Source organism: Nostoc sp. FACHB-133, from assembly GCF_014698055.1.
GTDB lineage: Bacteria > Cyanobacteriota > Cyanobacteriia > Cyanobacteriales > Nostocaceae > Nostoc.
The window spans coordinates 1-25,821 of record NZ_JACJSH010000045.1 but is presented as its reverse complement, the minus strand read 5'-3'; the positions used below and the strand labels follow the sequence as shown (position 1 = coordinate 25,821).

Sequence of the window (25,821 nt, the reverse complement as noted above, 5' to 3'; positions counted from 1 at the left end):
TTGCGGTTAATTTGTCAGTGATACTTCCCCTATCAATAACCTCGCCGCCACCCTACTGAGTTTTTTTTTACTCTGATTCAACTTTATGCCAGAAGTCTATTGACTTCTAGTAAATCTATTGAGAAGCTAATAGTTAGATTTACTAATTAATAGAAGTGCATCAAACTTGTGACAATACTGACGGGAAAGATAAATCGATCGCAACCTCCTAGCGAACCAAAACCGCTAATTCTGCAAACTCAGGGACTTACACGCCGTTTTGGTAAATTAACCGCAGTTAATAACCTGAGCATATCTGTGGAACAGGGCGAAGTATTTGGATTGCTTGGCCCTAATGGTGCAGGGAAAAGTACAGTTCTTAAGATGTTGACAACCTTACTGCCTATCAGTGCAGGGAAAGCAACCTTAGTTGGCTATGACGTGGCTCGTCAACCCAATCCTGTGAGACGGGCTATCGGCTATGTACCCCAGGCGCTCTCTGCTGATGGTAGTCTGACCGGTTACGAAAATCTCTTAATCTTCGCCAAGCTGTATGGAATACCTGCCAAAGGACGCGATCGCCGCATCTATGAAATTCTAGAATACATGGGTTTGCAAGATGCGGCGAAACGCTTGGTACGAAACTACTCTGGTGGGATGATCCGCAAGCTGGAAATTGGCATATCAGTTCTCCATCAACCCCAAATTTTGTTTCTTGATGAGCCGACTGTCGGGCTAGATCCCATCGCTCGAACTCAAGTATGGCAGCTTGTACTACAACTCTGTGCTGATTACGGCACAACTATATTTTTAACAACCCACTTTTTAGAAGAAGCGGATAGCTTATGTAACCGAGTGGCGATTATGCAGCAAGGTGAAGTCGTTACTACAGGTACACCAAGGGACTTAAAAGCTTCTTTAAATAACCCAAATGCAACTTTGGATGATGTCTTTATTCACTATACAGGCGACCAGTTAACATCAGGAGTCAACTACCGTGACACAGCAAGAACCAGACGTACTGCTCAACGGTTGGGTTAAAGCACCACCCACTGTCCGAGTAAATTTGATCTCTGCAATTAAAGAGCTAGTTACGAAAACCCTGGCGATCGCAGAATTAGAAATACGTAAACTCCGCCACGATCCCACTGATTTAGTTGTTCGGGCTGTGCAACCAGCATTATGGCTCCTAATTTTTGGGCAAGTTTTCTCCCGGACTCGCGCGATTCCTACAGGGAACTTACCCTATTTAGACTTTATTTCTGCCGGCATCTTGGCTCAGAGTATTCTGTTCGTGGCAATTTTTAGTGGTGGAATGACGCTAATCTGGGAGCGAGATTTAGGCATTGTCCATAAATTTTTAGCTAGTCCTACGCCTCGCGTGGCGATGGTGTTGGGCAAAGCCCTGGCGTGTGGAGTGAGGTGCTTATCTCAGGTAATATTCATTTACGGATTAGCATTTTTATTAGGTGTCAAACTAAATCTTCATCCCCTAGCTATTCTCCAAGTACTGCTGCTAGTCATACTGGGAGCGGCTTCCTTTTGTATTTTCTCATTAATTATTGGCTGTTTGGTGAAAAGCCGAGAAAGGATGACGGGTATTGGACAATTGTTAACCATGCCGTTATTTTTTGCGAGCAATGCCATCTATCCGATTTCTTTAATGCCCAGTTGGTTAAAGTTCATTTCCCATTTAAATCCGTTGACTTATCTGGTTGACGGGTTACGTAGCACCATGCTGTTGAATGGCACTAGCATCTATGGCTTTGGTCTGGATTGTACAATTCTCTTATTCACATTAATAATTTTGGCCATCCTTGGTGGAAAACTTTATCCACGGGTGGCCATGTAACTAGGAGAACAACAAGCCCATGACCTTGGATAAACCTAATCAAGGTGCAACTTCCGAAGAATGTGCCGCTAGAGTAATGGAAACAGTTCCATTAGTGATGCGGTTTATCCGAGCGGATATGCGTGCCCATAGTGCCGCTTTTTTATCTATACCTCAATTGCGATCGCTAGCATTTATCAACCGTAATCCTGGTGCTTCATTATCTGATTTAGCAGAGCATTTAGGTGTCACCTCTGCCACGGCATCAGCAACCATAGAACGCTTAGTACAACGCGACTTTGTGAAACGGATTGCTCATCCTCAAGAGCGGCGGCGGGTGCTGCTCAATTTAACTGAAGATGGAAAACATCATCTCAAGCAATCCCAAGATCAAACTCGCGCTCATATTACCGATTTGCTGAAAGGTCTTTCAGAAGACCAAATTTCCAACATTGAAGAAGGCTTAACTCTACTAAAAAATGTCTTCGAGAAAACAGAACTCAAAGCCCCATAACTTTGAGGTTGCACAGCACGATCCCTTTGCAGCCTTTAAGTTTCGAGACTATCGGCTATTTACCATCGGACGGCTGGTGCTGTTCGTGGGGTCGCAAATGCAAACTGTAGCGATTGGCTGGGAACTCTATGAGCGGACTAACTCAGCGATCGCTTTAGGCGGTGTAGGGCTGGCGCAAGTCCTACCGATGATTATTCTCACCTTAATTGCCGGAGATGTTGCCGATCGCCGCGATCGCAAAGTGACCATGTTACTCTCGGTAATGTTGCTAGCCCTCTGCTCCCTAGCTTTAGGGGTGCTTTCCTATACTCAGGGTGCAATTTTTCTAATTTATGCGTGCTTAGTATTAACAGGTGTCGCTAGGGCATTCCTCAAACCTGCCAGTGATGCTTTGATGTGGCAATTAATACCTGTCACAGCTTTTACCAATGCAGCCACCTGGAATAGTAGTAGTTTTCAGTTAGCCGCAGTTATCGGCCCAGCCTTGGGGGGATTTGGAATTGCGCTATTAGGAAGTGCTACAGGAGTTTATGTAGTAGCAGCGATCGCAGCATTGCTGTGTTTTATTTTAACGCTGGCGATCAAACAGCAAAAAGTCACTCGTGCAACTGAGCCAATTTCATTTAAAGCACTTGCAGCTGGTGCTAAGTTTGTTTGGCAGAATCAGTTGATTTTAGCAGCGATTACATTAGATATGTTTGCTGTATTGTTGGGTGGTGCGATCGCGCTTCTGCCGATTTTTGCCAAAGATATTTTACACGTGGGGCCAGTGGAGTTGGGATATCTCCAAGCAGCTCACTCCATCGGTGCTTTGACTATGGCCATTACCCTGGCGTATTTACCACCGTTACGCAAAGCAGGCCCAGCCTTATTGTGGTCAGTGGTTGGCTTTGGAGTTGTCACAATTATCTTTGGACTTTCTCGTTCCTTTTGGCTATCTATGTTGATGCTGATCCTTGGTGGCGCACTGGATAGCATTAGCGTTGTGATTCGCCATACATTGGTTCAAATCAGAACACCAGATCATTTGCGTGGTCGAGTTGCTGCTATTAATAGCGTGTTTATTAGTGCCTCCAATGAGTTGGGGGGCTTTGAGTCAGGCTTGACTGCTGCTTTATTTGGCCCAGTGATTTCCGTTGTGGGTGGTGGAATTGGCACAATTGTAGTGGTGATTGCTACGGCAATGATTTGGCCAGGAATCCGTAAGTTAGGAGCTTTACAGGAATATAAATAGAAATACTTATCTATTTTCCATAGATAATATTTGTCCCACCGCAGCAAGAGATAAGAATCACAATCTCGTAGCTTTTGCATAGAGTGGGATTTTTGTTTAGCGCAAGTTGCAGATTACGTAATTAAAAGGTAGACAAACTCAAAGTTTTGAGATTGTATCTGACTTCAATTCGCCCTAAAAGTTATAGAATTGGTACTAAATAATCGGAAAACCTCCCCCGCCCGCATCAGCACCAAAATTTGGGATACTGCCCTCAGTTGGAATACCAAAACTCCCCAAATTAAAGCTGCTATCAGTTGGAATACCAAAGCTACCCAAATTAAAGCTGCCATCAGTTGGAATACCAAAGCTACCCAAATTAAAGTTGCCATCAGTTGGAATACCATACTTAGCAAGGTCGAAGCTAGCAGCCGTTGGTATGCCGAATGCTCCTCCAGGTGCAAACGGATCACTGAGGTTGCCAGGATAAAGACTATCCAAGGCATTACCAGGAAAAGAGTTTGCATCAAATTCCATTAGAGTCAATCCTCCTATTAGTACATAAATTTTGTGTAATCAAGAAATGCCAAGGAAGCACACTTAAGCTTTCTTAGTAACTTTTGTTCTGTTTTTTAATTGCTAATCTTGAGATTTTTGGAATGTATTGCATAGTGGTTTCATAAAATTTACTTTCCAAAAAACCTTTAATTAACGCTAATTACTTGAAAAAACATATAAAAATTAAATGATTTTTACAATGAAAAATCTTTAGATGCTTATGTCCAATATTTAGATACTTTTTCTACTGGAATTTGCAGGTTAAACTCATTTAAATTGGTATAAATCAGACTTGAAAAATTGTCCCTAAAACATCTTTTTTAAACGCAGGCTTTACGAGACGCTACGCGAATGCGTTCTACCCTGCGGGAAGCCGCTCCGCGTCTATGTGGTTCGTTCCTTTACCGCTCAAAACTAAGTTGACAGACCAGTGATTTATCTTTAATTTTTAATTTTTTTGACGGTGGTTAGCAGCTTGTAGTAAAAGAGATTCGGCAAATGCGATCGCATCACTTGCAGATTTACCACCAGCTAACTGTGCTAATTCTTCCCGGCGACTGGTTAAATTATCCAAGGTCGTAACTCTAACAACGGTACGCTGTTCAGCGTTCTCATTGTTAGCTTTTTTACCTTTGCCTTGATTGATAGTTTGCTTATCGACGCGGAAATGGCGATCGGCCATTGCCGCAACTAAAGGCTGGTGGGTAACACACAATACCTGATTGCGTTGACTCAGCTGGTGTAATTTTTCCGCGATCGCTTGGGCAACTCTTCCCGAAACCCCAACATCAATTTCATCAAAAACCATTGTCCCAGCCACATCAACCTGAGAAAAACAAGCTTTCAGCGCTAGTAAAAAGCGGCTCATTTCCCCACCAGAGGCAACTTCCGTTAAAGGTTGCAGTGGTTCTCCAGGGTTAGAACTAAATGTAAAGGTTATTTTATCTGCTCCCATAACCGTGGGGAAAGCAGGCACTATCTCAACCAGAAACTTCACCTTTTCCATCGCTAAAGGCTTGAGTTCAGCTATCAAACGTGATTCTAAATTGGCCGCCGCCTTACTCCGCAATTGAGTTAACTGATTAGTAGCTTGGGTGAGTTTTTCAAAACACGCTTTTTCTTGCTGTTCTAAATTTTCAATAGATTGTTCGCTGTCGTTAAGCTGGGCTAATTCCCCTTGAATACGTTGATAATAAGCGATCGCTTCGGTAAGTGTCGGCCCATACTTGCGGCAAATTTGCTTTAATTCTTGAATCCGTTCTTCCACTTCTTCCAATCGCTGCGGATCGGCTTCCAAACCATCCCCATAAGCATTAATTTGCCTTCCCACTTCCATTACCGCAGCTTGCGCGTCCCTAACCAATTCCAACAGGTGTTGCAGTTGGGTATCGTACTCCACCATGTCATTTAATATCGCCTCACTATCTCCCAGTAAATCTCCTGCGGCTGGGGTTTCATGATCGTTTTGATACAAAGCCTGATAAACCTTGTAACTCATCTGTTGCAAATCGACGACATGATTCAGGCGTTCCCGTTCTTGTCCCAACTGTTCCAATTCATTAGGTTCATTGAGATTAGCTGCTCCCAATTCCTGCACTTGATAAGTGAGCAAATCTAGTTGTTGCAACCGTTCCCGTTCTGATGTCCGGCGTTTTTCTAATGCTAAATGCGCCTGTTGGTAAGTATTAAAACTCGTAGCGACTTTATGGCGCTGCTGCATTAAAGAGTCGCCGCCATATAAATCTAACCAGTCGCGGACTTGGGCTGATTGTCCCACTTGTACCGTTTGACCTTGGGCTGTGATTTCTACTAAGCGATCGCGCATTCCTCCCATAATCTGCCGATTTACTAACACACCATTCACCCGCGATCGACTGCGGATATTAGTAGCAGTGGCTGTGATTTCTCGGCTAATAACTACGGAGTTTTCATCAAGCAAATCTATTTCTTGTTCAGTCAACCAAGCGGCTAGGGGGGCATTTGAGGTAAAAGTTGCTTCTACCATCGCTCGATTTGTCCCTGTGCGAATGACTCGACTAGAGACTTTACCGCCTAAAGCGGCATCAATGGCATCCAAAATAATCGATTTCCCCGCGCCGGTTTCACCTGTCAGCACATTTAGTCCCGCGCCAAATTCCAATTCCAGTTGGTCAATTAAGGCAAAGTTTTCAATTCGCAGGCAAAGCAACATCAAGCCAAATTCTCCATAAGGGCAGATGCCGGATACTTCTAATTTACAAGACAATAAGTATGATTTTCCAGCAACTAGCAATACCTAATACTATTGAACTAGTATGCCCGTTTAAGTGTAGCAAACCTTTGAGTAATGGGTAATGGATAATGGGTAATAGAAAAAATTAGTTGAATCCTGCTAATTTCTAATCCCCAATGCCCCATTTCTAATTCCCAATTCGTAAAGATATTGTTACAATACTTAATGTGATCGTTCTGACTGGTGGCCTTTTTCATGATTGTTAAGACACTTCCCCCTAGTTCCCGACCGATTCAGGAGGACAGTAGCAACGGCACAGATAGCCGAGGTGAACTGGACGTTATAGATATAGTGCCAGAAGAAAATGGTACACCGAGCTTAGTTGTACGTTCGCCAAGACTCTTAGCAGCCCAAAAGATCGGGGCAACAGCCGAACCTGAGACGCTTTACGATCCCGTAAGCATAGCGGAGCATTATCAAAACAGACCCCTGCAAGTTTTACGGCGGATTTTCGCCGTGTTGGGGCCGACTTTATCCTTTGCTTTTGGGTTGTGGTCGGATAGTAAACGGGGAATTGTCGTCAAAAATGACCGCCGCCGAGCTACTCAGCTTCGAGTATTGCTGACTCAACTGGGGCCTGCTTATATCAAAATTGGACAAGCTTTGTCCACTAGACCGGATCTCGTTCCTACCGTATATCTAGAAGAATTAACTAAGCTACAAGACCAATTACCACCTTTTCCTAACGAACTTGCTTACCAGTTTATCAAAGAAGAACTAGGCGCACCTCCAGAAGAGGTTTACGCCGAACTCTCGGCCCAGCCAATTGCTGCGGCTTCCTTGGGACAAGTATATAAAGGTAAGCTAAAAACTGGTGAAGAAGTTGCCGTAAAAGTCCAACGCCCCGACTTAAGAGAGCGGATCACCATCGACTTGTATATCTTGCGTAACATCGCCGCCTGGGTGCAGAAAACAGTCAAACGGGTAAGAAGTGATTTAGTTGGGATTCTCGATGAATTAGGCGATCGCATCTTTGAAGAGATGGACTATATTCACGAGGGTGAAAATGCCGAAAGATTTTTCGAGTTATACGGTCACATAAAAGACATCTACGTACCAAAAATTTACTGGGAATATACCAATCGTCGCGTTTTGACGATGGAATGGATTAACGGTATTAAATTAACCCAGACAGAAGAAATTAGTGCCCAAGGTATAAATGCTCGTTATCTCATTGAAGTGGGTGTCCAGTGTTCCTTGCGCCAATTGCTAGAACATGGATTTTTCCACGCCGATCCCCACCCTGGTAATTTATTAGCAACACCAGATGGCAAATTGGCTTATCTCGACTTCGGAATGATGAGCGAAATTAAGCCACCACAGCGTTATGGTTTAATTGAAGCGATCGTCCACGTCGTCAACCGTGACTTTGAAGGATTAGCAAAAGACTACGTTAAATTAGACTTCTTATCGCCAGAAACCGATTTAACACCAATTATCCCAGCTTTTGCCAGAGTCTTTGCTGATGCCCAAGGAGCCAGCGTTGCCGACCTTAACATTAAAAGCATCACCGATGAACTATCGGCTTTGATGTATGAGTATCCTTTCCGCGTACCGCCCTACTACGCCTTAATTATTCGTTCCCTTGTTACTCTCGAAGGGATTGCAATATTTATAGATCCCAACTTTAAAGTCCTCAGCGAAGCTTATCCCTACGTTTCGAAACGCCTGTTAACAGACCAAGCACCGCAATTAAGAGCATCATTGCAAGATTTGCTCTTTAAAGATGGCAGATTTCGCTGGAATCGCTTAGAGAACTTGTTACGTAATGCACGTAACAGTCAAGACTACGACTTGAATTTAGTGCTGAATCAGGGAATAGAATTTCTGTCATCAGAACGTGGTGCTTTCATCCTTGACAAGCTAGTAGATGAATCTGTTAATGGACTCGATGCTTTAAGTAAAAACGTTTTGCATAACTTCACCTCCCTATTACGGGAACGAGTTGGATTGACAGCAGTTAATGAAACTCCAGCAGCGACAGTTGAGCAACAACAAACCTTAGAGCATATCAAACATATATTAGGTATTCTCCGAGAAACACGAGGCTTTGACCCACTGCAACTTGCGACTCAAATTTCTCAGTTATTGGTAAATTCAGATGTACAACGTTTAGGTCAACAAATTGCCAACCGCTTCACGCAAAAAGCTGTAGCTAGATTGATTCGGCAATTATTGGCATCGTAGTAAGAGTTATGAGTTAAAAAATTGCTTTAACTCATAATTCATCAACATTCATAACTATATAACCAAACTTTTCCAGCTTTTCTAAAACCCTAGTTGCACTTTCGCAAACGGTTTCTTGGTTAGTTTTGCATTCAACTTCAGAACGAAGTGCAATACTGCTCAGTTAAGGCTTTTTCGATTTTATCAAAACCAAGTCCTACTTCATGAGTATTGCTGCCCAAAACAATAGCATCAATGGATTAGTAGAAAGCACCATAACCGTAGTCTTCCTCTTCTATGTCAAGGATTGATAGCCAATCAATTCCGCCATCGCTGCGAGCAATGTAGCCATCCAAACTAGCTGCAATATAGAGCGTAACTTTCGTCATTTTACTTTCAATTAGTTACGTTTTTTGATTGTGCGATTTAAACCGACCTGCAATAAATTCTCGCTTAGATAAATGTTTTGTATTGCGTTTGGTAACTCGCTTTCGCCACATCTGAAAACTAGATTCTTTCATTTCACGCCTCATTAAGGCAATTACCTGTTTCTCCAGCAGTCCAAACTGAGCCTCAATCGCATCAAAAGATGTTCTATCTTCCCATGCCATCTCAATAATGCGATTTATAGTTTCTGAATCGAGGTTAGGTAGCTTCATTCCTTTTCTGACAATTGATAAATTTGAGCTATATATATTTTACTTTTCGTTTTGAAGAACCGTTGTATCTGCTGCACCCAGTTGTAGACCATAGAGGTTGGCGTATACACCTTGCCGATTGATGAGTTCGGCGTGAGTACCTTGCTCTACAATCTGTCCCTGCTGAATTACTAATACCTGATCTGCCTGAGTAACTGTGCTGAGGCGGTGAGCAATTACAAAACTGGTACGACCTTGTAGTAAACGAGCGATCGCACTTTGTACTAGCGCTTCTGTGCGCGTGTCAATGCTGCTGGTGGCTTCATCAAGAATCAGAATTCGTGGGTTAATTAATACCGCACGAGCAATACTGATCAGTTGTCGTTGTCCCTGGCTCAGGGGCGCTCCTCGTTCACCCAATTGGGTTGTATAGCCTTGTGGTAGTGAGGTAATGAACTCATGTACATTTGCCAGTTGTGCAGCCGCTTCAATGTCAGCTTGGGTAGTATGAGGAGCGCCAAAGGCAATGTTTTCGGCGACAGTACCACTGAACAGAATATTATCTTGTAAAACGATGCCAATTTGACGGCGCAGACTTGCTTGGGTAACACTACGCACATCAATATCATCAATTTTTACTGCACCACCAGATACATCGTAGAAGCGCAAAATCAAGTTAATAATTGTACTTTTTCCCGAACCGGTCGGCCCGACTAATGCAATCATCTGCCCTGGATAGGCGTGCAAATTCACCCCTTTGAGAACCAATTGATCTGGGTTATAGCCAAACTTGACATTCTCAAATCTCACTTCCCCCTGAATCGGCGGCATTTCTGTCGCATCGGGTGCATCTTTGAGTTCTGACGGTTCATCTAGTAATAGAAAGATTCGCTCTAACCCGGCAAAGGCAGATTGAGCTTGGGTGTAAAACTGGCTGAGAATCTGGATAGGGCGAAAGAACTGCTGGACGTAAAGTAAAAACGATGTCACCACACCCACTGTTACAGCCCCAGTGACGGCAAGATAGCCACCATAAGCCAGTACACCTGCGGTTGCAAGTGTATTGAGAAAATCGATGGAGGGCAAAAAGGCTGAAGTAATTGCTACAGCTTCGACGTTGGCATCACGATTAGCAGCGTTAAGAACGTCAAATTGGGCGATGTTTGTCTGTACCCGATTAAATGCCTGTGCTTCTCTGACACTGCCAATATCTTCTTCCAACTTGGCGGAAAGCTCCCCAATGGTCTGTCGGGTAACGCGAAACCTGGCTCTTGCCCAACGTGCAAACAAACTTGTGGTAAAAATCATCAGTGGCACAACCAGGTTGCTCAACAAACCAAGTTGCAGGTTGATTGAGAGCATGGCAATGATGATACCAACCAAACTGAAAATGTTGCCCAGCATTTGGGCGATCGTCAGTCCAAATGCCTGATTGACAGTATTGACATCATTCAGCAGACGGCTCATTAAATCGCCCGCTTCGCTGCGATCGAAAAAGCTGAGGGGCAGACTTTGGATTTTGAGAAAAATATCTTGCCTCAGTTGAGCCAGCAATCGCTGCATAATCCAGCCGACTCGAATAATTTGACCCCGGATTGCTAAAACGCCAAGTCCGTAGTTCAGGGCTAGTAGCCCTAATAACAGTAGGAGTCCCTGTAAATTACCTTTTTCAATTAGGCGATCGATTGACCAACCCAGGAAAAATGGCCCAATTGCCTGGGTTACAGCACCAATAAATACTAATGTCAGGGCGATGGGAATTTCTTTGCGATAAAGTAGCAGGTATTGCAAAAAGCGCCGCAGGGTAGAAAGTTGCTTACTCGCCTGCTCAGATGCAACAACGGGAATAGTGCTTCTCATAGCAATTTTAAATTTTGGATTTTGGATTACTAAGGTTGTTATAAAAATCTCAAGCAATACTCTCAAGCAATACTACTTATCTTAGTTTTGTATCGTTTTTTTCTTTCGCCTTTACCTGAGATTCCAAAATTGCACCGTAGAGGGGGCTGGTTTCCATCAATTCTTCGTGAGTACCTTGGGCCACTAATCGACCTTTATCCATGAGAAAAATCCGATCGGCATTCTTGACGGTGCTAATGCGTTGAGCTACTACAAAAGTTGTACAAGCTTTTTGGCGCATTAAGCCATCTAGTTCGGCTTGAATATGGGCAGCAGTTTTGGCATCGACGGCTGAGGTACTGTCATCCAAAATCAGAATACTGTAATCGGTTAGTAAGGTTCGAGCGATCGCAATTCTTTGTTTCTGTCCACCAGATAAGCCTACGCCCCGTTCGCCCACAATTGTCTCGTAGCCATCGGGTAAACTGATAATAAAATCGTGCATTTGGGCGGTTTTTGCAACCTCAATTACTTGTTCTAGGGTTGCATCGGGTTTAGCGTAGGCAATATTTTCGCGGATTGTGCCAGAGAAAAGGGTGGTTTCCTGAAATACAATGCCAATCCGCGATCGCAGGCTTTTGAGTGTGAAATCTTTGACATCTCGTCCGTCAATGCGAACTGCTCCCCCTGTGACATCATAAAAACGGGCAAGCAAGTTCATAATTGTGCTTTTCCCGGAACCAGTCATTCCGAGAACGGCGATTAGCTCTTTGGGCCTTGTTTCAAAGGAAACTTCTTTGAGAGTTTCAGTGGTGGCTCCCGGATAGCGAAAGGAAACATTTTCAAACGTGATTCTACCAACGCAGTTTTCAAATGGAACAGCACCGGGGCGATCGCGAATTTCTACTTCTGCATCGACAACTTCATAGACTCGTTCAGCAGAAGCGGCTGATTGAGCGATCGCAGGTGCAGCAAATCCAATCAACAAAATAGGTTGGAGAATCAACGCTAGGTAGGAGTTAAACGCCACCAGTTCGCCAATGGAAAATCTACGCCCAATTACCTGCGCTCCCCCGTAGCCGAAAACCGCGAGTGTGACAAAGTTACTCAGTAAAAAGATAAATGGAAAGGTATTATGGATGGCACTAATGGTCTTCATGTTTGCCCTAACTAGACCATCATTTAGGGTTGTGTAACGCGACCTTTCGGCTGATTCTCGGACAAAGGCTTTCACTACCCGTATTCCTAACAAGTTCTCTTGCAATACAGCATTGAGGTCGCTTAATTGCTCTTGTACTTGCCGAAAAAGTTTGTTATTCCGACCGACAAATCTTGCCATCAACCATGCTGATATGGGCACTGCTGTTAGGGTAATCAGTGCTAGTTCCCAGTTCATCACCAGCAAAATTACTGCAATAGTTACCAGTGTGACAACTCCACCAATGACTTGAATTAAGCTAGTACCAACAAAGGTACGGATCTGCTCAATATCGCTGGTGACACGGGTTAAGAGTTGGGAAGTCTGCGCCTGGTCATGATAGCTGAAACTGAGATTTTGAATTTTGCTGAAAATCTTGTTTCGCAGGTCATAAGCTACACCCTGAGAGGCTGCTTCTGCTAAATAGCTTTGTCCAAAGTTAAATAAACCACGAGCGATCGCGGCAAGTACCATCCAGGCGGCGCTGTATAGCACAACTTGGAGGTTTTTTTGGGTAATACCCTGATCGATTCCCCATCTAAATAGTTGTGGGGTAAGGGCATTTGCGATCGTCAACAGTAACAGGCTGACCAATGCTCCTAGCGAAGTCCATCGGTAAGTGCTTAAACTTTTCAGCACACGCTGCATTGACTGTATCGACGAAGTTTCCTGGAGTTTTGGTTGCTGAACCACTAGAATTCACCCCTCTATCTTTGGAAAATTATCTCGCACTTTGATTGTAAAAAAACAACTGGTCAATGGGAAATATGGGATCTATTTATGATGAAAAGTTTAAATTTCGGTTCAAATTTGGGGACAACGGCATGGGAAGATACATCTTTGGCAAGCAAATACCGAAGAAAACCAAAGAACAAGAATAATGGCTCAAAATTTTCATGACAATTCCCAAGTTTCCTCAGAGATGTCAACTGCTATCAGTCGCACAGCAAAGCCAAGTTCTGAGTTCTACTCTATTTTTTCGGAAGAAGAAATTTTAGGAATCATTTTTGCTTTAGAAATGAGACGAGAAATCCCATTAAAGTATTCTTATAAAGGGAGAGGTGCAAAAATTTGGGATGATTTTTATCAAAAATATATCATTCCTAGATGGTATCGAACATCCAATGTTGAAATTGAGCTTTTAAAAAATAATTTTAAATATTTTAATGACAATATTAAAAGTGGCGAGAAAATCAATATAGTAGATGTTGGTGCAGGAAACTCCTATCCAGTTAAACACTTTGTTCAAAGATTTAATAAATTAAATAAGGTCAATAAATATGTTGCCTTAGATATTAGTGAAGAATTACTTAATTTATCAAAGAATAATTTTAAAAAATGGTTTCCCAAGGTCGAATTTATCAGTTATACAATTGACATAGAAAATAATTGTGTACCAAAAACCTTATTTCAAAATAAAGCTGATCTTGAAATTGATAATACAGCAAAAATATTTTTACACTTAGGTGTTACTATTGGAAACCATCAAAATAGAGATGAGGTATTTAAAAATTTTAGAGAGAGCATGGGCAAAAATGATTTCTTAGTGTTCACTAATGAAATTGGCTCTAACTCTAAATGGGATGGAAACGTCAGAGGTGGCTGTAAGTATCATGTAGAAGAAATATATGGATGGGTTAAAAACAAGGTTGGGATTAAATCTGAAGATTGCGAATTAGTGAGAAAGTATGATTTAAAAACCGATAGTATAGTTGCTAATATGAAATTTAATCATGATTACACTATAAATTTCAGCCGGATGGGGATAGATAAAAATATTAAAATCTCTGAAGGTGAAGAAATTACTATTTGGCGACATCATAAACATGAGATGCCTAAACTTTTACAAGAACTAGAACGTTCTGGGCTGCAACTTATTCAATATAGTACTGACAAATATAAATCACATATCATGGTAATTTGTAAGATTGCCAGTAGTAGCTAACCTTTTCAATTACACTTTGCGGTGTCTAGATCCCCGACTTATTCGAGAAGTCGGGGATCTAAATTTTCATCAATTATGGTAGATGGAGTCAAATATTTCTGATAATACTAAAAAATCAGTTTGACTTGGTTTTTATATCAATTAAATATACATCAAACGTGGTCTAGGTTGAGGAACTGAACGCCCTAAATCCTTAGCCGTTTCTATCCATTGCTGCATAACTAATTCTACATTATGCAGGGCTTCTTGATAAGTATCACCGTCAGCAGCACAGCCTGATAATTCTGGTACTTCAGCAATAAAGGCTTGATCTAATTCACTCCAGTAGAGAATAATTTCATACCGAAACATCATTTTTAGTTCCTAGCTTATACTTGAGAATCACTGCCCGAACTTGTTTAATTTGATAGCTTTTGGCTTTGCCTTTTTTCTGTTGCAGGTTCAATATTTCTTCAACATCGGCTTTGACAAAAATACGATTATCGCCACGAATACGTTCTTCAAAGCCTAGTTTATATAAGAGTTGCCACAGTTGGGCAAAAGGGATGTCTGTATCAGAAGTCCCAGAGAGAATTTTGTCTAAAATTTTGTCTTGCTGACTCACGTTTTTCTGACTGCTTTAATGTTTCTATAGTCTCATATTTATTTAAAATCGGGGAATACAAAAGCAAATCTTTCTTTTTGCCCCTTGACTTGTATACGGCTCCACTGATTTACTTTCTTGAAGGAAATCCTAACTATTTGGATGTCACAGATGCTTGATTTAAAGAGATATTTTGCACTGAGTTTAGGGTTGTTACCTCATTTTTGACTATTGTGAAGGTACATCATTTTGCTTGATAGTCATAGCTTGGTTATTTTTCTACAATGTGATCGCTTGTTTATAAAATAGAGAAATGCGATCGTATACCAGGCGCAACAGAAGGTATACCCCGGTAAACACGTTGTATTAAACCTAACGTATAACCCTTATACCCAAATTTACAAGTGATATAGGTAACTACAGAGGTCAAATTGTAAAGATTGCTCATATCATAATGCTGAGGTATAAATCCATCTCAGTCAAGGTTAAATATTGAGTAAGAAATATTACGCGAATATGAAGAACCGAATTCTAGGTGTAGCCGCATTTTTAACCACGATTAGTTTGACAACAAGCGTACAAGCAGCAAATTCTGAACATATTAGCCAATTATTGGCAACTAAGCAATGCCAAAACTGTGATTTGACTAATGCAGGTTTAGTAATGGCTGACTTATCTGGAGCTAATTTGAGCGGGGCTAATCTTACAAATGCTAACCTTAGCCGTGCAAACTTGAGCGGCGCAGATTTACGGGGTGCAAACTTGAGTGGCGCTAGTTTATTTGGTGTTAATCTGAGCGAAGCTAAATTTAGCGGGGCAAATTTGGCGGGTGCTGATTTGAGAAATACTTATCTAGCAAATGCAGAAATGAAGGGTGCTTACTTGAATGGTGCTAACTTCCAAGGTGCAGTTGGCATACCATCACAAATTGCTTCTCCAGAAGAATTTTATGCTTTGGGTATAGCGGAAGGTCAAAAAGGCAACCAACAGCAAGCAATCAGTTATTTTAATCAAGCGATCGCTATTAAACCAGAATATGCTGGTGCTTATTTAGCTCGTGGTGTCGCCCGTTACCAAATACTAGATAGACAAGGTGCATTCCAAGATGCCCAAATTGCTGAAAAATTGTTTACATCCCAAAACAATGGCCCTGGAACACAAACAGCCCAAGCCTTTATTAAAGAACTGCAAACACCTGTAAATGATAAGGTAAGTCCTGGGAAACCCAGTTTCGTTGACTTTTTGGGAAGCCTTGGCTCAGTCTTGCTCCAGTTCTTCCCTTTCTGAGTGCTTTCTTTTTGAGGAGGAGAGTTGAAAGAATTCATAGCCAGTAAAGGTATTGTAATAAAAGCGATTACTGGATAAAACAAAAAATTTATATGACCTCAGTTTCTCCTCACAAAAAAGCCAAAGCCTTAAAACCTACTAGCCGCCGCCCTGCTAAAGAACTTTGTAGCGAGTGCGGACTATGCGATACATACTATATTCACTATGTCAAGGAAGCCTGCGCTTTTATTAATCAGCAAATAGGCGAACTTGAAGCAGAAACCCACACGCGATCGCGCCATCTCGACAACCCTGATGAGCTATACTTTGGTGTCCACCAAGACATGATAGCGGCGCGAAAACAGCAGCCCATCGAAGGCGCACAATGGACGGGTATTGTTAGCAGCATCGCCATTGAAATGCTCAATCGTGGCTTAGTTGAAGGTGTCGTCTGTGTGCAAAACACCAAAGAAGACCGCTTTCAACCCATGCCCATCATTGCCCGAACTCCAGAAGAAATACTAGCAGCGCGGGTAAATAAACCAACACTTTCCCCTAACCTTTCCGTATTAGAACAGATAGAAAAATCGGGGATGAAGCGGCTGTTGGTAATTGGTGTTGGTTGCCAAATCCAGGCGCTACGAGCCGTAGAAAAACAATTGGGTTTAGAAAAGCTGTATGTTTTGGGTACACCTTGCGTAGATAATGTTAACCGCGCCGGACTACAAAAATTCTTAGAAACCACCAGTCGATCGCCAGAGACAGTTGTGCATTACGAATTCATGCAAGACTTCCGGGTTCACTTCAAACATGAGGATGGCTCATCAGAAACAGTGCCTTTCTTTGGCTTGAAGACCAATAAACTCAAAAATGTCTTTGCCCCATCCTGTATGAGTTGCTTTGATTACGTCAACTCCCTAGCCGATTTAGTTGTTGGCTACATGGGCGCACCTTTCGGCTGGCAATGGATTGTAGTTAGAAATGACACTGGTAAGGAAATGTTAGATTTGGTACAAGACCAGTTAGACACCCAACCAGTTACGTCTAAAGGCAACCGCAAGGAAGCTGTACAGCAAAGTATTCCCGCTTACGATAAAGGCGTTACCCTCCCCATGTGGGCAGCGAAACTGATGGGTGTGGTGATCGAAAAAATCGGCCCCAAAGGTTTGGAATATGCGCGTTTTTCCATTGATTCTCACTTTACTCGCAATTATTTATATGTAAAGCGAAATCATCCAGAGAAATTAGAAGCGCACGTTCCAGAGTTTGCCAAGCGTATTGTTGATCAATATAAGTTACCAGAATAAAAATTGGGGATTGGGGATTGGGAATTGGGAATTGGGAATTGGGCAATAGTTCTTCTTCCCCTGCTCCCCCTGCTCCTCCTGCTCTCCCTGCTCCCCTGGTTACTGAGCGCAGTCGTTGGCGCAGCCTCTCGTAGAGAAGTATGCTCCCCACTCCCCACTCAGTTGTAACTACTAGCTTGACGAGTAAACATCAGGTGATACTGTCCCCCTAGTGCGATGAGTTCGTCATGAGTGCCTACTTCGATAATTTGACCGTGTTCTAGTACTACTACTCGGTCTGCTAGTTTTGCTAAGGCGAGGCGATGGCTGACTACAACGGCTATTCTCCCCATTGCCAGGGTACGCAAAATGTTGTAAATCTCATGTTCTGTTTTGGGGTCAAGGTTCGCTGTTGGCTCGTCAAGTATGAGGAGTTCGGCTGGAGACAGTCGCAACAAGGCACGAGCGATGCCTGCGGCGGGCTACGCCTACGCTAATCTCTGCCATTGTCCCCCTGATAAATCAATGCCACCCTCTAGCTGTTTGCCTAAGAGGGTTTCCAAACCTCGATCTAGCTTCTCAATTACTCTAGTTAAACCAGCCTCAGCGATCGCTTCCCCAATCGCCTCATCATCCTGCATTTTAGGTAAATCCCCAAAGGCAACATTTTCGCGCACAGTAGTCGGGAAACGAGCGTAATCTTGCATCACTACGTCAATCCGCGATCGCAAATCTTCTAACGGGAGCGATGCCTACGGCGGGCTAAGATCGCATCACTTACCAAATTCACCAGCAATGAACCTGCAATACTGGAGAGTAGCAGAGATTGGGAAAGTATCAGGGCGATCGCATTCTGCGTTGTTCCCGTACTCAATAAGCGGGTAATTTCATCAATGATCGTCTTGTTGAGCCAAATGGCGATCCCTGGGCCTGCACCACCCAGTAATGTCAAAATAGCCACATAGCGTAGCTCCTTTGGAACTACTTGCATCACCGTCGTCACACTCCGGCGAAATGCTTGGAATGGAGAAATTTCAATTATTTGCATATATTTTAAAGTAGCAAATAATAGCAAAATTCTCAGACAGAAGTTGTGATTTAAATTTCAATCAGTAGAGAGCAATGCCCCTACGCACTGATATCAAGCTAATAGCAGACATGATCGTAGTCCTAGCCCAACTCAGGCATCGCACACGTGAGTGAGAGAAAATTTTGATAATTGAGCGATGATTTTCCGAAATTGATAATCTAAGTTTGGTAGTAATTACCAGAACACTGATTTATAAATAACTTCTATAACTAGCCTTGGGGAAATATGGCCCCACAAAAACCTGGTCTTCATGACCGGGTTTTTTGGCATTGCTGAAATATGTACTTCCTTTGCGCTCTTCTCTGACGAGACGCTGCGCGAATGCGTCCTTTGGGGTTTGTTCCTTTACCCCTCTTTGCACTGCAAAGAGGGGTAAGGGGTGAAGTTATGCCGGATAAATCCGCAATCTTCTATTTGGTTCTTCGCCAAAACTATGCGACTTGAGGCGATAATGTTCTACCAACTCATGTTGCATTTTGCGGACTTGCGGAGAACGCGGTAATAACTCAACTGGCTGTCCTTTAGGAATCACAATTTGCTCGACAGCAAGTCTAGCTTCTTCCAAGGCATCCATCTCATCATCGCTACCACTGTGCAAAAACAGTTGCAGTTCGAGGTCATCGGTCATTTCTGGGTCGTCCATGTTCAGCAACCGCCGCAAGCCACGGGTAATTTGCGGAATAGTGCTGGACTTAATCATGTGGATGGGTACATGACGGGCTTTGGCCATCTGGCGTAATTTGGCGTGGTTTTTGACGTGCGATCGCAGTGCTAAAATCGCATCTGCACTATCTATATCTTTTGTCAATACCACGGGTAAAGTTAGCACGCTAATTACCTGTTCTAGTTGATGGCGGCTAACGCCATAAGGGTAAACGTGCAGTGGCAAATCTTCACCATTTGGCCCTGGCTGTCTAGTCGCAGCATCTAAATCAATGCTCTCAGAATAATTGAAGGATTCATCCAGCAATCGATCAAACTCACTACGCCCAGTCACCCGTTCTACAGGCAATTGCGGCAGTGCAACCATTTGTCCCGAAGAACGCCAGCCATTAGACGGTCGTGCCGGTGGGAAAGATTCTTCCACTGTCCCTAACTGTCCACCGCGACCGTTGACAACAGCTAACTGCCTTGTCACCGCAACTTTGCCGTGGTCATCAACGGTTCTCGTTTGTGGGGTAGCCTGACGACCTCGCAGCAGATTATCTACTGTGTCAGCAACGCTTTCGTGTACTACCCACCGTTGGCGTTCCAACATTTCCACAGCAATTTCAAAGGTAGGAGGGGCTTTCCGCTCCAAAACAGTCTTTTGAGAGCCTCGCCGTCTGGCTTCATCGTCTCCCAGCGTCACAGCTTGGATACCCCCAACTAAATCAGCCAAGGTAGGGTTTTTAATCAGATTTTCGATCTGATTCCCGTGGGCAGTACCTACTAACTGTACGCCCCGTTCAGCAATAGTACGAGCCGCTAAAGCTTCCAGTTCCGTGCCAATTTCATCAATGACAATCACTTCTGGCATGTGGTTTTCCACTGCCTCAATCATCACCTGATGCTGTTGTTCTGGATGAGCCACTTGCATCCGTCGAGCGCGACCAATGGCGGGGTGGGCAACATCACCATCTCCAGCGATTTCGTTGGAGGTGTCAATAATCACCACTCGCTTATGCAGATCATCCGCCAAAACACGGGCAATTTCTCGCAAGGCAGTAGTTTTGCCCACACCTGGACGACCGAGCATGAGAATCGATTTACCAGTTTCTACCAAATCGCGGATCATGCCAATGGTTCCGAATACCGCCCGACCAACGCGACAGGTCAAGCCAATAATCTTACCAGTACGGTTGCGGATCGCACTGATCCGATGCAAAGTTTGCTCAATTCCTGCTCGATTATCTCCGCCAAAAATTCCGACTCGTTGAATGCAATCATCTATCTGTTCTTGAGTAACGGGTATTTCGCTCAGATACTCAGCTTGATTAGGAAAGCGAGCTTCTGGGCGACGACCCAAATCCAAGACCACTTCTACTAAAATATCTCGTTTGGGATGACTCTCTAGTACTTGTTGCAGGTCTTGGGGCAAAATGTCTAATAACTTTTGGAGATCGTCTGTAATCGTCATGCTTTCTATGGTGACGGAAACAACAGTAAATCAGATACTTTCAGCTTCTAACTGTTCTCAAGCGCTCATTCAATGCTCAAACCTCCTACCTTGACTATACAAACATAAATTAGACATAAATTACAGTATCTTCTGGTACCTAGTAATTATGCTTAATTAATGCTCACTCTCCCTTCTCTGAGATGACTTTATCTGGGAAACGAGAGAATGGGCAAGTTCTACAGCTTGCCAAAGTAATACTTCATCTTCTTCTAGGCAAACAGTCGCCTTCATATTGGTGTTACTTACCTCCTTATTCTCTAACTTTTCGAGAATTGGTGACAGCAGTACACGGGCATAACTACCGTAGGCGACCCCGGAAATGGAGGAGGGGGGGCAGGGAGCAGGGAGCAGGGGGAAAAATTCTTCTCCTCTGCCCCCCGCTCCCTGCCTCTCTGCCTCTTGGAGTAGTCCCATTGCCTTTAACTTAGCAACGGTATAGCCATTTGTGCCGCCTGCTAACTGCACATATCCCGGTAATTTCGCTGCCAAAACTTTCTGCCCTAATTTCACTGCGGCTATTGTAGTACCATCGCCAATATCGCCACTCATAGAACGACCGTCGGTTTGCCAAATTAAAGCACTTTTGAGTGGGGCAATCAGGTCATACACTGCTCTTAGGTAATCAGTCATCCCCTCGCCATCGGGACAGCTGATGGCTAGTACCTTTAATTGATCGGCCCAGGGTGAAATTGCCTGCCACAATCGCTGAAATTCTGCCAACCGCCCTACTTGTGTATGGATTTCTACGGCATCTACTCCTGTTGACATTACTAATGGCGCGATCGCTCCTGGCGTTGTCACGTATGAAGTTGTATAAATTATATCATAAGGACAAATTGGGATGCAACGACCGCAGCCATAACATTTTTCGGATACTACTCCTGAAAAATCTTCTTTGATATTGTCAAATACGATTGCTTGTGCCGGACAAATCCGTTCACAGGGTCTAGGGCAGTCTCTAGGACACTCAGTAGGATTAAATTCTGCTTTGCGAAAATGGGGGTCTTCTCCATCGTTTAGGCTGACCATTAAAAAGGGTAAGTTGCCTTTGTAGTCAAAGCCTCGCTGTTGGGCATCTTTAGCTAGAGTTTTAGCTACTTGTAGCCCTGCTTGCGCTGCTGCGATCACTGCTGGATCAGCTGCAACATCTATGCAGTCAGCGCCCGCCAAAGTATAGGCTAACGTTAAATTTCTGACTGCCGGCAAATGCTGGAAGCTAGCTCCGCAGATGAGCTTGAACCAGTCACCTTGTTTGAGAGATTGTAAAGGGACGAACAGATCAGTCACTATTCTATTATGCGTTTATGCGACTAAAAATAGTAGTCTGTAATCAAGAAAAAATCCGGATTTCCTAAATTAGAGATTGGGAATGGGGCATTGGGTATTGGCTATTATTGATTATTCATTCTTCTCTCCTACTGCCGCAGCTTTCTGAGGAGCTGATATACATGACAGTCAATACAATAACTGTATTTTTTGTAGAAGACTCTCCTGAAGACAGAGCTTTGTATCGGCGCTTCCTAGAGCGGGACGAGCGCTACACTTATAATATTTACGAATTTGAGTCTGGAAATAAGGCGCTACAAGCTTGCCAAGGGAAAATACCGGATGTGATTTTGTTGGACTATCTATTACCAGATTTAGACGGGTTAGAATTTCTCACTAAGTTACAGAGGCAAACTGCCAGCAGCCAAATTTCAGTAATTATGCTGACTGGACAGGGAGACGAAACGATCGCAGTCCAAGCTCTCAAGAGTGGGGCAAATGATTATCTAGTTAAAGGAAAACTGACCCGAGAAAATTTTTGCCGAACGATTCATGGGGCGATCAAGCACAAGCAGCTAATGCAGCAGCTAGAAAGGCAACAGGAACAACAGCGCCTAGTAGGAGCGATCGCTCTGGATATCCGCAAATCTTTGCAGCTTCAAGACATTCTGACTACTAGTGTTCAAGAAGTCCGCCAGTTATTGGGTGCCGATCGGGTAGTGGTGTATAAATTGACTACCCTTATGCAGGGTTGCATTGTATCAGAGTCGGTGTTACCTGAATGGAAATCAAGCTTGGGACTAGAGATTGAAGATACCTGTTTTCAAGAAAGCCAGGGGGAAAAATATCGCCAAGGAAAAATTTGGACAAATACGAACATCTACGAAGCGGGTTTAAGTGAATGCCATCTGCAATTATTAGAACAGTTTCAGGTAAAGGCGAATTTAATTGTCCCCATTCTGGTAGAAAACATAGCAACTTCAGCAGTTGAACTTTGGGGGCTATTTATTGTGCATCAATGTTCTGCTCCCCGGCAATGGCAGGCATTTGAGGTGGAATTGCTCAACCAACTGACTGTACAATTAGCGATCGCTATTCAACAAGCCGAACTTTATCACAACCTCCAAATCTTCAACACTGAGTTAGAAGCCAAAGTACAAGAACGCACTGCGAAATTGCAAGAAAGCGATCGCCGATTCCGCGCTATCTTTAATAACACTTTCCAATTTACAGGACTGCTAACGCCATCTGGTATTTTACTGGAGGCTAACCAGACTGCACTTAGCTTTGGCGGACTTCAGCTGGAAGATGTGATCAATCGCCCTTTTTGGGAAGCACATTGGTGGACAATTTCACCGCAAATTCAAGAAGAATTAAAACAAGCGATCGCTCATGCTGCAAAGGGAAAGTTTGTCCGCTATGAAGTTGACGTTCTAGGCGCAAATGAGCGAGTAGCAACAATCGATTTTTCACTGCGTCCGCTTCAAGACGAGACAGGTAAAGTCGTTTTGTTGATTCCAGAAGGGCGAGATATCACTGAACGCAAACAAACCGAACTCGCTTTGCATGAGCGTAAAGTGATGTTGCACTTGATTGGAGATAATCTGCCCAATGGTGCAGTTTATCGGGTGATCCGCGAACTGGATGGGAGCGATCGCTTTTCCTATCTGAGTGCGGGGATTGAAAGACTGATGGAAATCAAAGTAGAAGATGCACTCAGAGATTCATCTCTGCTTTATCGGCAGTTTATCCCAGAGGATATTCCCCGTCTACAGGAAGCCGTTGAAGAGTCCCGGCTAAATCTGTCTATCTTTGATATTCAACTAAGAATCCGAACGCCTAGTGGTCAACTCAAATGGTTTCATTTTCGTTCTACACCACGCCAGTTGCAGGATGGGCGTGTGACTTGGGATGGACTAGTGGTAGATGTCACCGATCTCAAAAACAGTGAAGAAACCTTACGCAAAAGTCAAGCTCTGCTAGAAGAATCACAGCGAGTTGCTCGCCTTGGTAATTGGGAGTTTGACCTTAGCAGTGGCAAAATTACCTGGTCAAAGGGGCTTTTTGATCTCTTCAATCGAGAACCCGCACTTCTTGAACCAAGCTATGAGGAAAATCTGCAATTGTATCACCCTGAAGATGGACAGAAATTGCACCAAGCAGTTGAGCGGGCGATCGCCACTGGTGAGTCCTACAAACAAATTCTCCGTGTCCCCCAGAATGGCTCTAATCGATATTTTGAGGGCATTGGATATGCAGAATTCAACGCCGATGGAGAGGTGATTCGCCTTTATGGTACTGCCCAAGATGTCACCGAACGGGAAATTGCGCTACGCGATCGCCAAAAAGCGGAAGAAACCTTGCGCCAAAGTGAAGCGCAACTAGCCACTACTCAACAAATTGCCCATATAGGCAGTTGGGAATGGAACTTAGAAGCGAAAAAGCGTTGCTGGTCAAGGGAAACCTTTCGCATTTTTGGTCTAAATCCAACTCAAAGCGAACCCACCCAGCCGGAATTCCTCCAGATTCTTCACCCAGAGGATAGGGAACTGTTCCAGTCCAATTTTGAACGAGCGATCGCTCAAAAAACCCCTCTCAATGTTGAGTATCGAGTTGTTTTATCCGATGGCTCAGTTCGCTACCTTGAGGCGAAAGCAGAGATAGCTTACGATCCTCAAGGGAAGGCAGTTAAATTGTTAGGATATGTTCTAGATATTACACAACGCAAACAAGCCGAAGCTGCCTTAGCTAGAAGTGAAGAACAACTAAGGCTAACCTTAGAATTTAACCACATTGGTCTTTGGGATTGGAATGTTGAAACAGGCGAAGTTATCTGGAACGACAACCATTTTCGTTTGTTAGGTTTAGAGCCAGAAACATCAGCAGCCAGCTATCAGCTATGGCGCGATCGTGTTCATCCAGAGGATGTTGAGCGAATTGAACAGGCTGTATTCAATGCGTTGGCAGAACATATTAATTTTCGAGGTGAATATCGAGTGATTTACCCCGATGGCAGTGTTCACTGGCTGACTGGGAAAGGACGCGGCGTTTACAACGAAGCAGGCGACCCTGTGCGGATGCTGGGCTTGATCATTGATATTAGCGATCGCAAGGTTCTGGAGCGAGAACTGGCTCACAAGCAAAAGTTATTGGATGCCTTCATCAATAGCGCACCTGTTGGCGTAAGCATTCTTGATCGAGAACTGCGTTTTTCATTTGTTAATGAAGCATTGGCAGAAATTAATGGCATTCCCGCAGCAGCACATATTGGCAAAACACTGCCAGAAATCCTCCCCAATTTGACACCAAAGCTGGAGCAGGTGTTGCACCATGTTTCGACAACGGGTGAACCGATTCTGGATTTGGAAATCACTGGAGAAACCCCAAAACTCCCAGGTGTCATCAGAACTTGGCTAGCCTCCTATTTTCCGATTCAGTCTGAAGCTGATCAACCCATTAGTATAGGCATTGTGATAGTTGAAATCAGCGATCGCAAACGTGCTGAACAGATGTTAGAGTTGCAAGCAGTAATTACCCGCAACATGGCAGAAGGAATTTGCCTAGTTCGTGCTACAGATGGCGTGTTCGTCTACACCAATCCTAAATTTGAGCAGATGTTTGGCTATGAACCTGATGAATTAACTGGTCAGCATGTGTCGATTGTCAACTACGGAGACGAACATACCACACCTGAAGAAGTGAATCAGGCAATTAGGACTGCTATCTTGCAACATGGTGAAGCTACTTATGAAGTTCATAATGTTAAGAAAGATGGCACCCCATTCTGGTGTAGGTCAAACGCTTCCATCTTTGGGCATCCTGAGTATGGAAGCGTTATTGTAGCTGTCCACCAAGATATCACCGAGCATAAGCAAGCAGAGGAAAAAATCATAGCCTCTCTTAAAGAAAAAGAAGTAAGTAAGCCGTGGGAAAAATTTATAAGTATGTAACAAAAAATTAAGCAGAAGAATTGGAGTTAAATCTTATACGCTGTGTACTATATTTTCCCTTCTCTG

22 protein-coding genes are annotated in these 25,821 nt (G+C 43.5%); 9 read left to right on the top strand and 13 right to left on the bottom strand.

The features are described from left to right. Positions 1–168: 168 nt before the first annotated feature. From H6G86_RS27450 to H6G86_RS27435, 4 genes are read left to right on the top strand one after another with little or no spacing between them, the layout of a single operon-like run. Positions 169–1,020, top strand: coding sequence for an ABC transporter ATP-binding protein (locus tag H6G86_RS27450; protein ID WP_190936964.1), 852 nt, complete (start codon positions 169–171; stop codon positions 1,018–1,020). Further along, positions 977–1,831 carry an ABC transporter permease gene (locus H6G86_RS27445; protein ID WP_190936963.1) on the top strand — a complete coding sequence of 285 codons (855 nt, stop codon included), beginning with the start codon at positions 977–979 and terminating at the stop codon, positions 1,829–1,831. Before H6G86_RS27450 ends, H6G86_RS27445 begins: the two co-directional genes overlap by 44 nt. Positions 1,832–1,850: 19 nt before the next feature. Beyond that, positions 1,851–2,324, top strand: a complete 474-nt coding sequence (locus H6G86_RS27440; RefSeq protein ID WP_012410989.1) for a MarR family winged helix-turn-helix transcriptional regulator — start codon at positions 1,851–1,853, stop codon at positions 2,322–2,324. Continuing rightward, a complete protein-coding gene (locus tag H6G86_RS27435; RefSeq protein ID WP_190936962.1) occupies positions 2,290–3,558 on the top strand; it encodes an MFS transporter in 1,269 nt (422 codons plus the stop codon). The genes H6G86_RS27440 and H6G86_RS27435 overlap by 35 nt, the downstream gene beginning before the upstream one ends. A 195-nt stretch (positions 3,559–3,753) precedes the next feature. On the opposite strand, the gene H6G86_RS27430 is transcribed toward H6G86_RS27435, so the two are convergent. Together H6G86_RS27430 and recN are read right to left on the bottom strand one after the other, a co-directional pair. After that, positions 3,754–4,074, bottom strand: coding sequence for a hypothetical protein (locus H6G86_RS27430; RefSeq protein WP_190936961.1), 321 nt, complete (start codon positions 4,072–4,074; stop codon positions 3,754–3,756). Between the two features lie 469 nt (positions 4,075–4,543). After that, positions 4,544–6,286, bottom strand: coding sequence for a DNA repair protein RecN (gene recN, locus H6G86_RS27425; RefSeq protein ID WP_190936986.1), 1,743 nt, complete (start codon positions 6,284–6,286; stop codon positions 4,544–4,546). Positions 6,287–6,562: 276 nt separating this feature from the next. On the opposite strand from recN, the gene H6G86_RS27420 reads away from it, so the two are divergent. Next, on the top strand, positions 6,563–8,554 hold the full coding sequence (locus H6G86_RS27420) for an ABC1 kinase family protein (RefSeq protein WP_190936960.1): 1,992 nt from the start codon (positions 6,563–6,565) through the stop codon (positions 8,552–8,554). Between the two features lie 239 nt (positions 8,555–8,793). On the opposite strand, the gene H6G86_RS39675 is transcribed toward H6G86_RS27420, so the two are convergent. The 4 genes from H6G86_RS39675 to H6G86_RS27400 all read right to left on the bottom strand — a co-directional run bounded on the left by H6G86_RS39675 (position 8,794) and on the right by H6G86_RS27400 (position 12,901). Then, positions 8,794–8,922 carry a dihydrofolate reductase family protein gene (locus H6G86_RS39675; RefSeq protein WP_277883671.1) on the bottom strand — a complete coding sequence of 43 codons (129 nt, stop codon included), beginning with the start codon at positions 8,920–8,922 and terminating at the stop codon, positions 8,794–8,796. A 15-nt stretch (positions 8,923–8,937) separates the two neighbouring features. Further along, positions 8,938–9,192 carry a TIGR03643 family protein gene (locus H6G86_RS27410; protein ID WP_114083097.1) on the bottom strand — a complete coding sequence of 85 codons (255 nt, stop codon included), beginning with the start codon at positions 9,190–9,192 and terminating at the stop codon, positions 8,938–8,940. 39 nt (positions 9,193–9,231) lie between these two features. After that, positions 9,232–11,031, bottom strand: coding sequence for an ABC transporter ATP-binding protein (locus H6G86_RS27405; RefSeq protein ID WP_190936959.1), 1,800 nt, complete (start codon positions 11,029–11,031; stop codon positions 9,232–9,234). Positions 11,032–11,107: 76 nt separating this feature from the next. Further along, positions 11,108–12,901 carry an ABC transporter ATP-binding protein gene (locus H6G86_RS27400; protein WP_190936958.1) on the bottom strand — a complete coding sequence of 598 codons (1,794 nt, stop codon included), beginning with the start codon at positions 12,899–12,901 and terminating at the stop codon, positions 11,108–11,110. 187 nt (positions 12,902–13,088) lie between these two features. Between H6G86_RS27400 and H6G86_RS27395 the strand changes: the two genes are divergently transcribed. Then, positions 13,089–14,153, top strand: coding sequence for an L-histidine N(alpha)-methyltransferase (locus H6G86_RS27395; protein WP_190936957.1), 1,065 nt, complete (start codon positions 13,089–13,091; stop codon positions 14,151–14,153). A gap of 141 nt (positions 14,154–14,294) precedes the next feature. Here H6G86_RS27395 and H6G86_RS27390 read toward each other — a convergent pair whose 3' ends face one another. Beyond that, positions 14,295–14,507 (bottom strand): type II toxin-antitoxin system HicB family antitoxin, encoded by a 213-nt coding sequence (locus tag H6G86_RS27390; RefSeq protein WP_190936956.1) that lies wholly within the window; start codon positions 14,505–14,507, stop codon positions 14,295–14,297. Continuing rightward, complete coding sequence (locus tag H6G86_RS27385; RefSeq protein WP_190936955.1) at positions 14,491–14,757, bottom strand: type II toxin-antitoxin system HicA family toxin; 267 nt, start codon at positions 14,755–14,757, stop codon at positions 14,491–14,493. Before H6G86_RS27385 ends, H6G86_RS27390 begins: the two co-directional genes overlap by 17 nt. 495 nt (positions 14,758–15,252) lie before the next feature. On the opposite strand from H6G86_RS27385, the gene H6G86_RS27380 reads away from it, so the two are divergent. After that, the gene (locus H6G86_RS27380) at positions 15,253–16,023 is read left to right on the top strand and encodes a pentapeptide repeat-containing protein (RefSeq protein ID WP_190936954.1); all 771 of its coding nucleotides are present in this window, start codon (positions 15,253–15,255) and stop codon (positions 16,021–16,023) included. 92 nt (positions 16,024–16,115) lie between these two features. Then, a complete protein-coding gene (locus H6G86_RS27375; protein WP_190936953.1) occupies positions 16,116–17,309 on the top strand; it encodes a Coenzyme F420 hydrogenase/dehydrogenase, beta subunit C-terminal domain in 1,194 nt (397 codons plus the stop codon). A 158-nt stretch (positions 17,310–17,467) separates the two neighbouring features. Here H6G86_RS27375 and H6G86_RS38245 read toward each other — a convergent pair whose 3' ends face one another. The 5 genes from H6G86_RS38245 to ldpA form a co-directional block, all read right to left on the bottom strand. Continuing rightward, positions 17,468–17,746, bottom strand: coding sequence for a hypothetical protein (locus H6G86_RS38245; protein WP_199338441.1), 279 nt, complete (start codon positions 17,744–17,746; stop codon positions 17,468–17,470). 30 nt (positions 17,747–17,776) lie between these two features. Beyond that, positions 17,777–17,998 (bottom strand): ABC transporter ATP-binding protein, encoded by a 222-nt coding sequence (locus H6G86_RS38240; RefSeq protein ID WP_199338440.1) that lies wholly within the window; start codon positions 17,996–17,998, stop codon positions 17,777–17,779. 26 nt (positions 17,999–18,024) lie between these two features. Further along, a complete protein-coding gene (locus tag H6G86_RS27365; RefSeq protein ID WP_190936952.1) occupies positions 18,025–18,336 on the bottom strand; it encodes a hypothetical protein in 312 nt (103 codons plus the stop codon). Between the two features lie 427 nt (positions 18,337–18,763). Continuing rightward, positions 18,764–20,497, bottom strand: a complete 1,734-nt coding sequence (locus tag H6G86_RS27360) for a R3H domain-containing nucleic acid-binding protein (protein WP_190936951.1) — start codon at positions 20,495–20,497, stop codon at positions 18,764–18,766. A 156-nt stretch (positions 20,498–20,653) separates the two neighbouring features. Continuing rightward, on the bottom strand, positions 20,654–21,826 hold the full coding sequence (gene ldpA, locus H6G86_RS27355; protein WP_190936950.1) for a circadian clock protein LdpA: 1,173 nt from the start codon (positions 21,824–21,826) through the stop codon (positions 20,654–20,656). A gap of 161 nt (positions 21,827–21,987) precedes the next feature. Between ldpA and H6G86_RS27350 the strand changes: the two genes are divergently transcribed. Further along, on the top strand, positions 21,988–25,755 hold the full coding sequence (locus H6G86_RS27350) for a PAS domain-containing protein (RefSeq protein ID WP_190936949.1): 3,768 nt from the start codon (positions 21,988–21,990) through the stop codon (positions 25,753–25,755). Positions 25,756–25,821: the final 66 nt, after the last annotated feature.

Excerpts from the sequence above, each read along its gene's own strand:
- recN (WP_190936986.1), bottom strand. The coding sequence starts at position 6,286 with ATGTTGCTTTGCCTGCGAATTGAAAACTTTGCCTTAATTGACCAACTG.
- H6G86_RS27420 (WP_190936960.1), top strand. The coding sequence starts at position 6,563 with ATGATTGTTAAGACACTTCCCCCTAGTTCCCGACCGATTCAGGAGGAC.
- H6G86_RS27440 (WP_012410989.1), top strand. The coding sequence starts at position 1,851 with ATGACCTTGGATAAACCTAATCAAGGTGCAACTTCCGAAGAATGTGCC.
- H6G86_RS27430 (WP_190936961.1), bottom strand. The coding sequence starts at position 4,074 with ATGGAATTTGATGCAAACTCTTTTCCTGGTAATGCCTTGGATAGTCTT.
- H6G86_RS27380 (WP_190936954.1), top strand. The coding sequence starts at position 15,253 with ATGAAGAACCGAATTCTAGGTGTAGCCGCATTTTTAACCACGATTAGT.
- H6G86_RS27395 (WP_190936957.1), top strand. The coding sequence starts at position 13,089 with ATGGCTCAAAATTTTCATGACAATTCCCAAGTTTCCTCAGAGATGTCA.
- H6G86_RS39675 (WP_277883671.1), bottom strand. The coding sequence starts at position 8,922 with ATGACGAAAGTTACGCTCTATATTGCAGCTAGTTTGGATGGCTACATT.
- H6G86_RS27365 (WP_190936952.1), bottom strand. The coding sequence starts at position 18,336 with ATGCAAATAATTGAAATTTCTCCATTCCAAGCATTTCGCCGGAGTGTG.
- H6G86_RS27360 (WP_190936951.1), bottom strand. The coding sequence starts at position 20,497 with ATGACGATTACAGACGATCTCCAAAAGTTATTAGACATTTTGCCCCAA.
- H6G86_RS27405 (WP_190936959.1), bottom strand. The coding sequence starts at position 11,031 with ATGAGAAGCACTATTCCCGTTGTTGCATCTGAGCAGGCGAGTAAGCAA.
- H6G86_RS27390 (WP_190936956.1), bottom strand. The coding sequence starts at position 14,507 with ATGATGTTTCGGTATGAAATTATTCTCTACTGGAGTGAATTAGATCAA.
- H6G86_RS27375 (WP_190936953.1), top strand. The coding sequence starts at position 16,116 with ATGACCTCAGTTTCTCCTCACAAAAAAGCCAAAGCCTTAAAACCTACT.
- H6G86_RS27410 (WP_114083097.1), bottom strand. The coding sequence starts at position 9,192 with ATGAAGCTACCTAACCTCGATTCAGAAACTATAAATCGCATTATTGAG.
- H6G86_RS27350 (WP_190936949.1), top strand. The coding sequence starts at position 21,988 with ATGACAGTCAATACAATAACTGTATTTTTTGTAGAAGACTCTCCTGAA.
- H6G86_RS27435 (WP_190936962.1), top strand. The coding sequence starts at position 2,290 with ATGTCTTCGAGAAAACAGAACTCAAAGCCCCATAACTTTGAGGTTGCA.